The organism is Pseudodesulfovibrio mercurii, assembly GCF_000189295.2.
Lineage (GTDB): Bacteria > Desulfobacterota > Desulfovibrionia > Desulfovibrionales > Desulfovibrionaceae > Pseudodesulfovibrio > Pseudodesulfovibrio mercurii.
Map to the genome: position 1 here is coordinate 3,204,526 of NC_016803.1, position 14,202 is coordinate 3,218,727.

Sequence of the window (14,202 nt, forward strand, 5' to 3'; positions counted from 1 at the left end):
GGCCTACCTCCTTCCGAACGGCTTGGGCCGGATGCGTTCCAGGACCGGGGTGAACAGGTTGGCCAGCAGGATGGCGAAGGGCACGCCGTCCGCGTAGGCCCCCCAGGTCCGGATGATGATGATCAGGGCTCCGGTCAGCAGCCCGAAGAGGAGCATGGGGATCTGCCGGTTGGGGGAGGACGGCCCGTCCGTGGCCAGGAAGAAGGCCCCGAACAGGGTGGACCCGGTCAGCAGATGGAAGGCCGGGGAGGCGTAGATGGACGGGTCGAGCCAGTGGAACAGGAAGGCGGTCAGGGCGACCCCGCCGATGACCCCCACCGGGATGATGGACGAGACGTGCCTGCGCATGACCAGGAGCATGCCGCCGAGGACCACGCCCGCGATCTGGACCGCGCCCAGGCCGCCGAGCTGCTTGCCCAGGAAGAGCTGGCGGGTGTCGGTGATCTGGACCGCGTCCAGGCCGAAGTCCTTGAGCTGGGCCAGGGGATAGGTCAGGTCCGTGCCGAGCATGGAGGCGTTGATGTCCATGAAGGCGGGCCAGGAGATGCGGCAGATGGCCCAGCCGATGAGCGGGGCGCAGAACGGGCTGCCGCCCAGCGGGCCGAAGGCCATCTTGCCGAGCACGATGGAGGCCGCGCTGCCGAAGGTCACCAGCCACCACGGGGCCGATGCGGGCAGCAGGAAGGCGAAGGACAGCCCCACGGTGAAGGCGTGGAAGTCGTGGACCTCGGTCTCCCGGTCCATGAAGTAGTCGCAGGCCATCTCGGCCAGCACGGCGGCGGCCATGGACAGGGCCATGACGCGCACGGCGGGCATGCCGAAGGTCATGGTCGCCATGACGGCGGCGGGCAGCATGGCCACCAGGATGGTCAGCATCCGGTCCCGCACGGTGGTGCCGCAGTGGCGGTGGGGCGGGACCGAGACGGTCAGGGCAAAGGGGTTGAGGGGCTTCACGGCAGGGGTACCTCCCCGGACTGGGCTTTGGCCTTCGCCAATTCGCTCTTGGCGAGCCGGATGTATTGAAGCATGGGGCGGTGGGCGATGCAGAAATAGCCGCACAGGCCGCACTCGAAGCAGACGTCCACACCCTCGGCCTCGGCCTTGTCGTACCGCCCGAACTCGGCATAGCTGGTGATCATGGCCGGATCCAGCCGCGCCGGACACCGCCGCACGCACTCCCCGCACCCCACGCAGGCGGCATCCACCACCACCGGCGCCGGGTTGCGCACCAGGCCGACGCAGGTGGTCGCGCGGTCCACGCCCTGGCCGGGCGAGGACGCGGCCGTGCCCCGGAGCACGCCGCCCAGGACGATGCGGTCGCCGTCGCGGAGGGTCTCGCCATCGGTGGTCAGGATCTCGCCCACCGGGGTGCCCAGGTCCATGAGCCGGGCCGCGTTGCCCACGGTGACCATGGTCTCCATGACCGGCAGGCCGGTCTCCATGACCAGGCCCGCGTGGAACACGGTCTCCAGGCCGATGACCAGGGTGTTGTCCGGGGCCTCGATGCCGGTCACGGCCTTGGCCACCAGGGGGTCGAGCCCCTGGGGATACTGGTCCGGCACGACCTTGACGGTCATGTTGGGCAGGCTCTCCCGGACCGCTCCGGGCACGGCCAGGACCACGTCCACGGGCACGAATCCCCGGACCAGGGCCTCGGCCCCGGCGCGCAGGGTGTCCTGCCGCTCGGCCATGAGGGTGCGCCGGGAGTGCAGGCTCGGCTCCTCGTCCACCGCGTTGAGGATCAGGGTGTCCACCTGGTGACAGACCGGGATGTCGGCCCCGAGTTCGCGCAGGCGGGTCAGGAGTTCCGGGCCGCTCAGGCCGTCGAGGACTTCCGGGGGCACGGTCCCGCCCTCGCCGCCCTCGATGCGGATGCGGTACGGATCCACGTGCCGGACCGTGCCGGCGAAGGGGGCGTGGATGTCGCCCGCGCCGGGCCGGGACGCTGTGGCGATGCGCTCGCCGCGCGCGACCTCCTGGCCGCAGGTGACCAGCGGGCAGTGGCGGTTCAGGGTCATCTCCGCCTGGGCGGAGGGTGTTTGTTGCATGGTCATGTTCCGGCTACCTGCTGATGTGGCATTGTTTGCAGTTGTCCGGGCCGTAGGGGCCCGCGCCCATTTCCTCGTGGCAGGACATGCACTGGTCGTGGAAGGCGTTCATGCGCGGCAGGACCAGCTCCCTGGTCTCGGCCTCGTGGCACTGGTTGCAGGCCGAGAAGTCGCCCTTGTAGTCGGTCATGTCCTTCTGGGAGTGGCAGGACTTGCAGCTGGACAACCCCTTGTCGAACATGTCCTCGTGGCACTGGCCGCAGCTCTTGTGTCCGGCCTCGCGCATGGACAGGAGGTTGTTCGTGCTCTTTTCCCCGTGGCAGTTGGTGCACTTCTGGGGCTCGGGCTCGATGTCCTTGCCGTGGTGGCAGTCGCCGCAGTCCGAGGCGTAGTCCTTGTGGACCTCGTGATCGAAGTTGATCTTGTCGTATTCAATGTGGTGGCAGCGCACGCAGTAGGACTCGTTGGGGAAGGAATCCATGTGATTGTCCACGAAATTCTTGTCGAAGTCGTTGGGATGGCAGGAGCCGCAGGCCAGGGCCCCGTCCTCGGGCGTGACGATGGGCTGGGTCTTGTCGTGGTGGCAGCGGGAGCATTCGATCCCGTAGTCCCGGTGGTGGACCAGGTGGGAGAAGATGACCTTGCCCCCGTTGTTCTCGAACAGGATGCGCACGGGCATCGGCTGCGTCTGGCCGGAGCGGACATAGCCGACGATGGCCACGGCCAGGAGCACTAAGGTCGCCGCCAGGACCGGAAATATTTTCGATTTTGAACGCATCGTTCCTCTCCGCCGCGATGAGGCGGCAGCTCCGGGTGATTACCGGTGATTGATTCCGTTGCGGTCTGCGGGCGGCCGGAGCCGCCCGCAGGGTCTTGTCGTTACTTGGGAATGACCGCCCAGCTGGGCACGGTGGTCAGGTCCACGCCCCACAGGGCCGGGAGGATGTAGACCACGAAGGCGGTGATCAGGATCGTGCCGAAGATGTTCAGCCAGACGCCCGCCTTGGCCATCTGCTTGATGCTCACGCATCCGCTGCCGAAGACGACGGCGTTGGGCGGCGTGGCCACCGGGAGCATGAAGGCGTAGGAGGCCGCCACGCAGGCGCCGACGATGGTCGCGAACGGGTGCACGCCCATGGCGATGGCCGCGGAACCCATGATGGGCACGAGCAGGGTGGCGGTGGCGGTGTTGGAGGTGATCTCGGTCAGGAAGATGGTGATCAGGACCACGACGCCGACGAAGATGATCATGCTGGTGCCGGCGAGTCCGCCGAGCTGGCTCGCGATGTAGGCGGCCAGGCCGGTCTTGGCGAAGCCGTTGGCGATGGCCAGGCCGCCGCCGAAGAGCAGGATGACGTCCCAGGGAATCTTCACGGCGGTCTTCCAATCCAGGAGGAACTCGCCCTTCTTGAAGTCGACCGGGATGGCGAACAGGATCAGGGCGCCGAGGATACCGATGGTGGCGTCGCCCACGTACTTGAAGTGGGGCATGATGCCCAGGACGAAGGTGGACTTGGCCATGAAGCCGCGTGCCAGCCAGAAGGCGGCCATGAAACAGCCCACGACCACGATCTTCTTTTCCTGGCTGGACATGGGTCCGAGCTTCTTCACTTCGTCGTCGATGATCTGGGCGCCGCCGGCCAACTCCAGGCCGCCCATGGGGAACAGGATCTTGGTCAGCAGGAACCAGGCGAAGGCCAGGGTGATGACCGCCAGCGGGACGCCGAAGAGCATCCACTGGCCGAAGCCGATCTGCACGCCGAACATCTTCTCGACCATGCCGGCCATGACGGTGTTCGGGGGGGTGCCGATGATGGTGGCCACGCCGCCGATGGACGCGGCGTAGGCGATGCCGAGCATCAGGCCCCGGCCGAAGTTGAACTCGGGACCGACGTGGGTGGTGCCGTCACGCAGGTGCTCGGAGTCGTAGCCCGTGGCCTGCTGGATGACGGCCATGCCGATGGGGACCATCATCATGGCCGTGGCGGTGTTGGACACCCACATGGACAGGAAGCCGGTGGCGACCATGAAGCCCATGATCATGCGCGCCGGGCTCGTGCCGATGGCCTTGATGGTGTACAGGGCCACACGGCGGTGCAGGTTCCAGCGCTCCATGGTCACGGCCAGGAAGAAGCCGCCCATGAACAGGTAGATCAGGTGGTTGGCGTAGGGGGCCGTGGACGCGGCGGACGACATGACGCCGAGCATGGGGAACAGGGCGATGGGCAGCAGGGAGGTCGCCGGAATCGGAATCGCCTCGGTGATCCACCAGATGGCCATCAGTGCGGTAACCGCCGCGACGTGCCATGCCTCTGTCTTCATGCCCTCGGGGGCCGGAATGAGCAGCATCGCGACGAGCACGATGGGTCCGAGGAAGAACCCTATGCGCTTGCCGTTGTTTGAATCAGCCTGATTGGACATTCTACACTCCTCAATTGGTAAGACGTTTCCATCTCGGAAAGGACCGCAACCCCAGACGGCGCTGAGGAAAAGTGCCGGGCGGAGCACCCCGCTCCGCCCGGTATTTATTTAGATTCCAAGATGATAAGTATCAACGAAAGCGCTCACGCGGGCGCTGGAGGCCTGGATACGCTTGCCGAGCGAGGCCTTGTATTCGTCCAGGTCGAGTTGCTTGCGGGCCACGCCCTCCTCCATGGCGGCCTTGGCCACGGCCACGGAGACGTACTCGATGAGCCGCAGGTCCAGGGCCTTGGGGATGACGTAGTCGATGCCGAACTCGAGTTTGTCCACGCCGAAGGCCTCGCAGACGTATTGCGGGGCCTCGGTCTTGGCCAGGTCGGCCAGGGCCTGGGCGGCGGCCAGCTTCATGCCTTCGGTGATGGCCGTGGCGCCGCAGTCGAGCGCGCCGCGGAAGATGAACGGGAAGCCGAGCACGTTGTTGACCTGGTTCGGGAAGTCCGAGCGGCCGGTGCCCATGATGCAGTCGGGGCGGGCGGACTTGGCGTCGTCGTAGGTGATCTCCGGGTCCGGGTTGGCGCAGGCGAAGATGATCGGGCAGTTGTCGGACATGGACTTGACCATCTCCTTGCTGACCACGCCGCCCTTGGACAGGCCCAGGAAGCAGTCCGCGCCGACCATGGCCTCGGCCAGGGAGGCGTATTCCTTCTCGGTGGCGTACTGCTGCTTGAACTCGTTCAGGTCCGTGCGGGGCTTGTTGATGTGTCCCTTGGAGTCGAACATGGCGATGTTCTCGAACTTGACGCCCATGTTCCGGTACAGGTTGGTGCAGGCGATGGCCGCCGCGCCCGCGCCGGAGATGACCACGCGCATGTCGGCGGCGTTCTTGCCCGAGATCTCGATGGCGTTCATCATGCCGGCGGAGGTGACGATGGCCGTGCCGTGCTGGTCGTCATGGAAGACCGGGATGTTCATTTCCTTTTTCAGCTTCTCTTCGATGTAGAAGCATTCCGGGGCCTTGATGTCTTCGAGGTTGATGCCGCCGAAGGTCGGCTCCAGGGCCTTGACGATGTCGCACAGCTTGTCCGGGTCGCTGACGTCCAGGTCGATGTCGTAGACGTCCACGTCGCCGAAGACCTTGAACAGCACGCCCTTGCCCTCCATGACCGGCTTGCCCGCCAGGGGCCCGATGTTGCCCAGGCCGAGCACGGCGGTGCCGTTGGAAACCACGCCGACCAGGTTGCCCTTGCCGGTGTATTCGTAGACCAGTTCGGGATCGGCGTGGATGGCCTTGCACGCCTCGGCCACGCCGGGGCTGTACGCCATGGACAGATGTTTCTGGGTCTTGCACGGCTTGACCGGGACGACCTCGACCTTCCCCTTGCGGCCGATGGAATGATAGTCCAGGGCCTCTTGTTTGGTGAATAATGCCATTGTGTTATCTCCTTGAAGGTTTGTGCGTTATTCGATGCCCGCGGCCTTCAGGTCGGGCACGGCGTACAGTTCGCCGCCGTGGGAATCGTTGATGACGAGCAGGGGGAAGTCCTCGACGGTCATCTCGCGGATGGCCTCGGGACCGAGTTCGTCGAAGGCGATGACCTTGGACGCCACGATGGAGTTGGACAGCAGCGCGCCCGCGCCGCCCGTGGCGCCGAAGTACACGGCGGTGTAGTCCTGCATGGCCTGCCGGGTGGCGGCGTCGCGCTTGCCCTTGCCGATGGTCGCCTTGAGGCCCAGGGAGTAGAGGCGCGGGGCGTAGGAGTCCATGCGGTAGCTGGTGGTCGGACCGGCGGCGCCGATGGGGCGGCCCGGAGGCGCCGGGGAGGGGCCGACGTAGTAGATGGCCGCGCCTTCGAGCTTGAAGGGCAGCTCCTTGCCCGCGTCGAGCAGGTCCACGAGCTTCTTGTGGGCCGCGTCGCGCGCGGAGTAGATGGTCCCGGTCAGGAAGACCACGTCGCCCGCCTTGAGCTGGGCGATGTCCTCGTCGGTCAGCGGGGTGTTCAGTTTGTATTCAGCCATTAGAGTATGACCTCCTCATGCCGCTGGGAGTGGCATTGCACGTTGACGGCCAGAGGCAGGCTCGCCAGGTGGCAGGGCTCCATGGTGATCTTCACGCTGAGCACGGTGGTCTTGCCGCCGAGCCCCATGGGGCCGATGCCGAGGGCGTTGATGGCGTCCTCGAGCTCCTTTTCCTTGGCCGCGATGTCCGGATCGGGATGGGTGTCGTCGAGCTTGCGCAGCAGACCGCGCTTGGCGATCTTGGCCGCGTGCTCGAAGGTCCCGCCGATGCCCACGCCGATGACCGTGGGCGGGCAGGGGTTGGGACCGGCCTCGGCCACGCGGTTGACCACGAACTTCTTGATTCCTTCCCAGCCCTGGGCCGGGGCGAGCATGGTCACGCGGGACATGTTCTCGGCGCCGCCGCCCTTGGCCATGAAGGAGATCTTGAGCTTGTCGCCGGGCACGAAGTCGAAGTGGATGACGGCCGGGGTGCCGTCGCCGGTGTTGGCCCGGGTCAGCGGGTCGCAGGCGGACTTGCGCAGGTACCCTTCCTTGTAGCCCTTGCGCGTGCCCTCGTTGATGGCCTCGCGCAGGTTGCCGCCCTCGATGCGCACGTCGTCGCCGACCTCCACGAAGAAGACGGCCAGTCCGGTGTCCTGGCACAGGGGCAGCTTGGTGTTGTGGGCCAGGTCCGCGTTTTCCAGGAGCTGGCGGAGCACTTCCTTGGCGGAAGGGCTGGTTTCCTCTGCCATGGCCTTTTCCAGTCTTGCGCGCACGTCGGCGGGCAGTTCGGTGTTGGCGCTGACGCACATCCTGGCGACGGCGTCGATAATGTCGCTGGTCTGAATGGTACGCATGTTATTTCTTCCTGAAGATCTGCTTCATTGCGGTGATGCCCATCTTGCGGCGCAGGAAGCCGAGCTGGTTCTGCAGGGGCAGCCCCTTGGGACAGACGTCTTCGCAGGCGAGAAGGCCCATGCAGCCGAAGATGCCGTTGTCGTTGCCGATGACCTCGAAGTACTGTCTGTCCGTCCGCTCGTCGCGGGGGTCGACCACGAAGCGGGCGATGCGGTTCAGGGCGGCGGCCCCCATGAAGTCGTCGCGCAGGCGGGCGGTGCCGCAGGCCGCGATGCAGCAGCCGCACTCGATGCACCGCTCAAGCTCGTAGATCTGCTCGGCCACGCCGTTGTCCATGCGTTCTTCGTGGGCGGCGGGATCGAAGACCTTCTTGGTGTGGATCCACGACTCGGTCTTGGCGTACATCTCGCGGAACCAGACGCCCGTGTCCACGGACAGGTCGCCGACGAGCTTGAAGACCGGCAGGGGGTGGAGGATGATGTGGCCGGGCAGGTCCTTGGTCTTGGTCTGGCAGGCCAGGCCCGGACGGCCGTTGATGACCATGGCGCACGCCCCGCAGATGCCCGCGCGGCAGCAGAAGTCGAAGATGAGGCTCGGGTCCTGCTCCTCGCGCAGCCTGTTCAGGGCGATGAACAGGGTCATGTTCGGGTGTTCGTCCAGGATGTACTCCTGCATGTGCGGGACGTCACCCTTCCTCTCGGGATTATATCGGAATATCTCGAATTTGATTTGTCTACCCATGATGCATTCCTTTCTTGATCCGGGTTACTTCTTCTTGCCGATTTCGGTGACGGGGCTCGCGATGGTGCGGTCCTTCACGTACTTTTCGTCCGCCGGGATGATCTTGCCGCCGCCGTAGCCGCGGTCGCCCGGAGGCAACTCGAAGAGCGGGGTGGTGTCCTCGTACTTGAGGTCGGGCATGTCCGCGCCGATGGGCCAGTAGGCCAGGGTGCGGTTGAGCCATTCCTTGTCGTTGCGCTCGGGGAAGTCCTCGCGGTTGTGGGAACCGCGCGACTCGGTGCGCATGAGGGCGGCCTGGGCGATGCACATGGCCAGACGGACCTGGCCCTCGATCTTCAGCGCGGCGGCCAACTCGTGGTTGCAGCCCACGCCGTCCGAGACCAGGCCGACCTTGCGGGCCTTCTCCATGGTCCCCTGGAGGGTGGAGACGCACTCTTCGAGGCCGTCCTTGTTGCGGAAGACGAAGCAGCCCTTCATGAGGGCCTCCTGCATCTCGTTGCGCACCTCGTAGACGTTCAGCTTGCCGTTGCGGCCGTGGATGACGTCGTGGATGCGCTCCTGCTGGCGCTTGACCTCGGCCTCGATGACCGCGGTGTCGAAGGTGGTCTCGTATCCCTTGAGGAACTCGACGATCTTGGCGCCGATGATGCCGCCCGCGACCACGGTCTCGGCCAGGGAGTTGCCGCCCAGCCGGTTGAAGCCGTGCATGTCCCAGCAGGCCGCCTCGCCGGCGGAGTAGAGGCCCTTGAGGCCGTAGACCGCGCCGTCCTTGTTGGTCCGGATGCCGGCCATGGTGTAGTGCTGGGTGGGGCGCACCGGGATGAGCTGGGTGCGCGGGTCGATGCCCAGGAAGTGATGGCAGATCTCGTCCACTTCGCGCAGCTTGGTGGAGATGTGCTTGTCGCCGAGGTGGCGGATGTCCAGCCAGAGGTGTTCGCCGTAGGGGGACTTCACGCCCTTGCCCGCGCGCATGTGCTCGGTCATCCGGCGGGAGACCACGTCGCGGGAGGCCAGCTCGGCCTTTTCCGGCTCGTAGATGTGCATGAACCGCTCTTCGTTGACGTCGAGCAGGGTTCCGCCGTCGCCTCGACAGCCCTCGGTGACCAGGATGTCGGTGGGCACGATGCCGGTGGGGTGGAACTGGATGGATTCGGGGTTGCCGATGGGCACCAGGCCGGTCTCGTGGGCCAGGATGTGTCCCGCGCCGTCGCAGATGACCGCGTTGGTGGTGGCCTTGTAGATGCGTCCGAAACCGCCGGTGCAGATGGCCGTGGCCTTGGCCAGGTGTACCTCCAGCTGGCCGTTGCGCAGGTCGCGGACCACCGCGCCCATGCACTTGTCGCCGTCATGGATCAGCGAGATGGCTTCCTTCTTGTCGAAGACGTCGATGCCCAGCTCGGCGCAGCGGTTGTCCATGGTGCACATGACCGCGTGGCCGGTGCCGTCCGAGGTGTAGCAGGTGCGCCACTTGGCAGTGCCGCCGAAGGAGCGGGCGGTGATCAGCCCCTCGTTCTCCTCCTTCTCGTATTTCTCGAACTTCTCGCCGCCCTTGAAGTAGAAGGACTGGCCTGGGACCACGCGGTTCCAGGGCACGCCCCAGTGGGCCAGGCGGCGCATCTCGATGGGCGCGGCGTCGGCGAACAGGCGGGCGACCTCCTGATCGCAGCCCCAGTCCGAGCCCTTGACGGTGTCGATGAAATGGACGTCCGGGTTGTCGCCCTCGCCCTTGGCACAGTTGCCGAGGGCGGCCTGCATGCCGCCCTGGGCCGCAGAGGAGTGGGACCGCCGGGCCGGGACGATGGACAGGCAGGTGGCTTTGAAGCCGTTCTGGGCGGCCTCGCAGGCCACGCGTTCGCCGGACAGTCCGGCGCCGATGACGAGCAGGTCGGAATAGTATGTCTGCATGGTGTTCACCTCGTTAGCTCAGCGTTATGAAGCGGATCAGGGTGATGACGCCGATGACCATGAAGATGGTGAACAGGGTCGTCTCGAAGCGCTTGAAGCCCTTCCGCTGCTCGGATTTCACGAAACCCCACTTCACGGCGATGCGGTAGAAGCCGACGCTGACGTGAAGCTCCACGCTGGGAAGGAGGATCATGTAGAAGAGGAACCACCAGAAATGCTGCATGCGCGCGGCGGACTTGGCGGCGGTGATGGGCAGGTCGTTGAGCACGACCCACATGTGGATGGCGCCCAGGATCAGGATGATCATGGCGGTCACGGCCTGGACCACCCACAGCCAGGTGTCGCGGTGCTTGAGCATCCGGGCGTGGGCCACGATGGTGGCCTGTCCCTCGGCGCGGAAGGGGATCTTGCGCGCGGCCAGGGCGAAGTGGACCAGGAAGGTCAGGAAGATCAGCGGACCGCCCACCTGGGCCATGTAGGTGGCCTCGAAGAAGTGGGCGATGGCGTTCATCACGCCGGGGGAGATGACCACCGAGGACACGAGCAGCATGTGACACCACATGAAAAGGATCAGGCTTGCTCCCGTCAGCATCTGCAGCCAGTCGAGGGCGGCATCGGTGAGGGATACGCCTGGGACGGATGTCGTAAAGGTTTTCATCATTCTTCACCTGTTGTTCTTGATTGATACGAATAGACCCTGCCTCTGGAATCGCCTCGTCCGCGCGGGGGGCCCGTCCCTCCGGACCGGGTCCGGCGGGCGCGTCCCGCGCGCGGTTCGATGCGCTTGCCGAGATCCTCCTACGGAACCTCCTCTATACATCGGATATGGATCGCAACGGTTTCGGAAAAGCAACAGGCATGCCAGAACGCGTGACAAAAAAGTCACGGGATTACACGGCTATAATGGGTCGTGGGAAAGGGAATGAGCGGATTCTTGCCGATGGGGCGCATTCGGTAGGCAAGAATCCGCCGATGATTATTCGGACCGTTTCAGTCCGTATTTGGTCATCTTCTCGTTCAGGGTGCGGCGGGGGATGCCGAGGTCGTCGATGACGTCCTTGATGACCCCGCCGTTGCGGTTCAGGGATTCCTGGATGAGGTGGCGCTCGAACAGGGAGACCTGGTCGCGCAGGCTGACGGCCTGGGGCGCGGTGTCCCCGGTCTTGGCGGCCATGATCTTGGCGATGCGCTCCTTGGGCGGCAGGGGGGAGAGGATGTATCGCTCGGCCACGCTCTTGAGCTCGCGGACGTTGCCGGGCCAGTCGTGGCTCATCATCAGGGGCAGCCCCTCGGGGCCGAGCGGCGCGGCGGTCATGCCGTAGGTGTCGGCCGTGCGCTCCAGGAAGAAGGAGAAGAGCAGGGGGATGTCGTCCATGCGCTCGCGCAGGGGCGGGACGTTCAGCTCCACGGTGTTGATGCGGAAGTAGAGGTCCTCGCGCAGCCGCCCCTCGTCGATGGCCTTGCGCGGGTTCTCGTTCATGGCGGAGATGAGCCGGAAGTTGACCGCGCGCGGCGAGTTGGCCCCAAGCGGGGTGATCTCGCGCATCTCCAGGGCGCGCAGCAGCTTGCCCTGGACGTCCAGGGGCATGGAGTTGAGCTCGTCCAGGAACAGGGTCCCGCCGTTGGCCGCCTCGAGCTTGCCGATGCGCTTGCCCTGGGCCCCGGTGAAGGCCCCGCTGACGTGGCCGAACAGCTCGCTCTCGGCCATGTCCACCGGGATGGTCGCGCAGTTCAGCGCCATGTACGGGCCCTTGTTCAGCAGGGAGAGGTTGTGGATGGCCCGGGCGATGACCTCCTTGCCCGTGCCGGTCTCGCCGAACAGGAGCACGTTGGCCCTGGTCGGGGCGATGTGGGTGATCTCCTTCTTGAGCTCGCGCATGGGCGCGCTGGTGCCGACCAGGCGCGAGTCGATGCCCTCGCATTCGGACAGGGCCATCTTGAGCTGGCGGTTCTCCAGAACCAGCCGCCGCTTTTCCAGGGCGCGCTTGATGGTCTCCAGTATCTGCTCGGGATCGAAGGGCTTTTCCACGAAGTCGTAGGCCCCGCCCCGGATGGCCTCCACGGCCATGGCGATGTCGCCGTGGCCGGTGAACAGGACCACCGGGATGTGCTCGTCGATGTCCGCGATCTTTTTCTGGAAGGCCAGCCCGTCCAGGCCGGGCATCTTCACGTCGGTCAGGACGATGCCCGCGTAGTCCGGGGTGATGTCGCGCAGGGCCACGCGGGCGTCCGCGTAGTCGGCCACCTCGAAGTCCGAGAGTTCCAGCCACTGCCGCGCCGAATCCCGGACCGACTGCTCGTCGTCCACCAGTATGACTTTCTTCATGATTCTTCTTCTTGTTTTTGCTTGGAACGGGGCAGGATGACGAAGAATTCCGCCCCGTGCGGGTCGCGGTTGCCCACCCGGAAGTCGCCCTTCATGTCCTTGACGATCTTGTAGGAAATGGACAGGCCCAGGCCCACGCCGATGCCCTCCTTCTTGGTGGTCACGAAGGGCTCGAAGATCTTCTTGCCGACCTCCTCGGCGATGCCCGGCCCGTTGTCCCAGACGTGGATGGTCGCCCGGTCGCCGTCCTCGGACAGGCGCACGCCGATGAGCGGCGAGGCGGTCTCCTGGAGGGCGTCCAGGCCGTTGCGGAAGAGGTTGATGAGGACCTGTTCCATGCGCATGCGGTCGCCCCGGATGAGCACGGGCTGGCCGGGCATGGACAGCTTGAGGTCGCAGTTCTCTACCAGGAACTGGTGCTTCATCAGGTTCAGCGCCTCCTTGATGGCCAGGCGCAGGTCGAATTCGATGTCCTTGTCCGTGGATCGCCGGGCAAAGGACTTGAGCTGGCCCGTGACCTTGGCCATGCGGTCGCCCAGCTCCGAGACCTTGATCAGGGTCGGGTCGAGGTCGTCGAGCTTGTCGCGCTTGAGCATCAGGCGGCAGGAGGCCACGTAGGTCTTGGTGGCCGCGATGGGCTGGTTGAGCTCGTGGGCGATGGCCGTGGCCATCTCGCCCAGGGCGGCCAGCTTGCCCGCCTGGACCAGCTCCTCCTGGGCCGCGCGCAGCTCGTGCTCCGTGCGCTTGCGCTCCTCCACCTCCTGGGCCAGCTGGCGGTTGATGTCCCGGATGCGGTTGGCCTCCACGGCCTGCTGGCGGGAGATCTGGCGCTGCCGGCGCTCGCGCAGGAAGAGCCGGGTCAGCACGGCCAGGCCGAGAACCACGAAGGTGGTCAGGGAGACGCCCAGGGTCCGCTCCCAGAGGGGCCCCTGGGGGGTGAGGTAGCTGATCTTCCAGTCCGTGCCGGGGATGCCCCGGGTGTTCAGCAGGAAGCGTTCGGTGCCGATGGTCGTCTCCTGGACGAAGCCGAAGCGGGTCCGTGTGTGCCAGGGCAGGTGCTTGAGCTGGAACTTGGGGTAGTGCTCGCGGTCGTGGATCTCCTGGATCAGGCCCGCGTCCAGGGGGGTCAGGGTCATGTACTTCCATGAGGGGCGGCTGGTCAGGACGATGACCCCGTTGGAGTCGGTCACGATCAGGGTCTCGCCGCCCTCCTTCCAGAGGTGCTCCAGGGGGGACAGGGCGATCTTGGCCACGGCCACGCCGATGACCTCGTCCCTGTCCTTGATGGGATGGGAGATGTAGATGCCGGGCTCGCCCCGGGTGATGCCCACGCCGAAGAAGGTCCCCTGGCGTCCGGCCATGGCGTCCTTGAAGTAGGGCCGGAAGCCGAGGTCCAGGCCGATGAAGGCGTTGGGGCGGTCCCAGTTGGAGGCCGCCTTGACGATGCCGTCCGTGCCGATGATGTAGACCACCGACGATTCGGCGATGGTGTTGACCCGCTTGAGGAAGCGGTTGATGGGCACGCCCTCGCCGCCCTTGGTCAGGAAGGCCGTGACCATGCCGTTCTCGGAGATGAGGTAGGGCAGGTACTCGTACTTGCGCAGCTCGGAATCGAGCGTCATCTCGTACAGGGTCAGCCGCTCGTCGGATACCTGCTCCAGGTCCTGGAGGTAGTCGTACTGCACCAGCAGGCCGACGATGAACGGCAGGCCGATGAGCAGGAAGATGCCAGCGTCACGGCCGGGGTGTTGAATCGCGTCTCGTTGAAGGCTTTCATGCTTTGCCTGTGCTCCCCGCCGCACGGGCGGGGGTTGGGTCTGTTTCGGTCCGTTTCCCAGCAATAGGCGGAAATCCGCCGATGGGGCAAGGGCAAAAGCGGGCCCCCTGGGGGACGTTTGCGTTCAA

At 65.6% G+C, this 14,202-nt stretch carries 12 protein-coding genes; all 12 read right to left on the bottom strand.

What is annotated here, in order from left to right; genetic code table 11:
- Window positions 1–3: 3 nt before the first annotated feature.
- Window positions 4–954, bottom strand: coding sequence for an RnfABCDGE type electron transport complex subunit D (locus tag DND132_RS14480; RefSeq protein ID WP_014323499.1), 951 nt, complete (start codon window positions 952–954; stop codon window positions 4–6).
- Window positions 951–2,048, bottom strand: coding sequence for a 4Fe-4S dicluster domain-containing protein (locus DND132_RS14485; RefSeq protein WP_238528175.1), 1,098 nt, complete (start codon window positions 2,046–2,048; stop codon window positions 951–953). Before DND132_RS14485 ends, DND132_RS14480 begins: the two co-directional genes overlap by 4 nt.
- A 13-nt stretch (window positions 2,049–2,061) precedes the next feature.
- The gene (locus DND132_RS14490) at window positions 2,062–2,826 is read right to left on the bottom strand and encodes a cytochrome c3 family protein (RefSeq protein ID WP_014323501.1); all 765 of its coding nucleotides are present in this window, start codon (window positions 2,824–2,826) and stop codon (window positions 2,062–2,064) included.
- A 101-nt stretch (window positions 2,827–2,927) separates the two neighbouring features.
- Entirely contained in the window at window positions 2,928–4,469 is a 1,542-nt protein-coding gene (locus DND132_RS14495) for an SLC13 family permease (protein WP_014323502.1), read from the bottom strand.
- A 108-nt stretch (window positions 4,470–4,577) separates the two neighbouring features.
- Window positions 4,578–5,900: a malic enzyme-like NAD(P)-binding protein gene (locus tag DND132_RS14500; protein ID WP_014323503.1), complete on the bottom strand. Its 1,323-nt coding sequence runs from the start codon at window positions 5,898–5,900 to the stop codon at window positions 4,578–4,580.
- Window positions 5,901–5,927: 27 nt separating this feature from the next.
- Window positions 5,928–6,485 (bottom strand): Fe-S-containing hydro-lyase, encoded by a 558-nt coding sequence (locus DND132_RS14505; RefSeq protein WP_014323504.1) that lies wholly within the window; start codon window positions 6,483–6,485, stop codon window positions 5,928–5,930.
- Complete coding sequence (locus tag DND132_RS14510; RefSeq protein ID WP_014323505.1) at window positions 6,485–7,324, bottom strand: fumarate hydratase; 840 nt, start codon at window positions 7,322–7,324, stop codon at window positions 6,485–6,487. Before DND132_RS14510 ends, DND132_RS14505 begins: the two co-directional genes overlap by 1 nt.
- Window position 7,325: 1 nt before the next feature.
- On the bottom strand, window positions 7,326–8,066 hold the full coding sequence (locus DND132_RS14515; RefSeq protein WP_014323506.1) for a fumarate reductase iron-sulfur subunit: 741 nt from the start codon (window positions 8,064–8,066) through the stop codon (window positions 7,326–7,328).
- A gap of 24 nt (window positions 8,067–8,090) precedes the next feature.
- Window positions 8,091–9,971: a fumarate reductase flavoprotein subunit gene (locus tag DND132_RS14520; protein ID WP_014323507.1), complete on the bottom strand. Its 1,881-nt coding sequence runs from the start codon at window positions 9,969–9,971 to the stop codon at window positions 8,091–8,093.
- A 13-nt stretch (window positions 9,972–9,984) separates the two neighbouring features.
- Entirely contained in the window at window positions 9,985–10,629 is a 645-nt protein-coding gene (locus DND132_RS14525; protein WP_014323508.1) for a succinate dehydrogenase/fumarate reductase transmembrane subunit, read from the bottom strand.
- A gap of 318 nt (window positions 10,630–10,947) precedes the next feature.
- Entirely contained in the window at window positions 10,948–12,297 is a 1,350-nt protein-coding gene (locus DND132_RS14530) for a sigma-54-dependent transcriptional regulator (protein WP_014323509.1), read from the bottom strand.
- Window positions 12,294–14,099: a sensor histidine kinase gene (locus DND132_RS14535; RefSeq protein ID WP_014323510.1), complete on the bottom strand. Its 1,806-nt coding sequence runs from the start codon at window positions 14,097–14,099 to the stop codon at window positions 12,294–12,296. The genes DND132_RS14530 and DND132_RS14535 overlap by 4 nt, the downstream gene beginning before the upstream one ends.
- Between the last annotated feature and the right edge of the window lie 103 nt (window positions 14,100–14,202).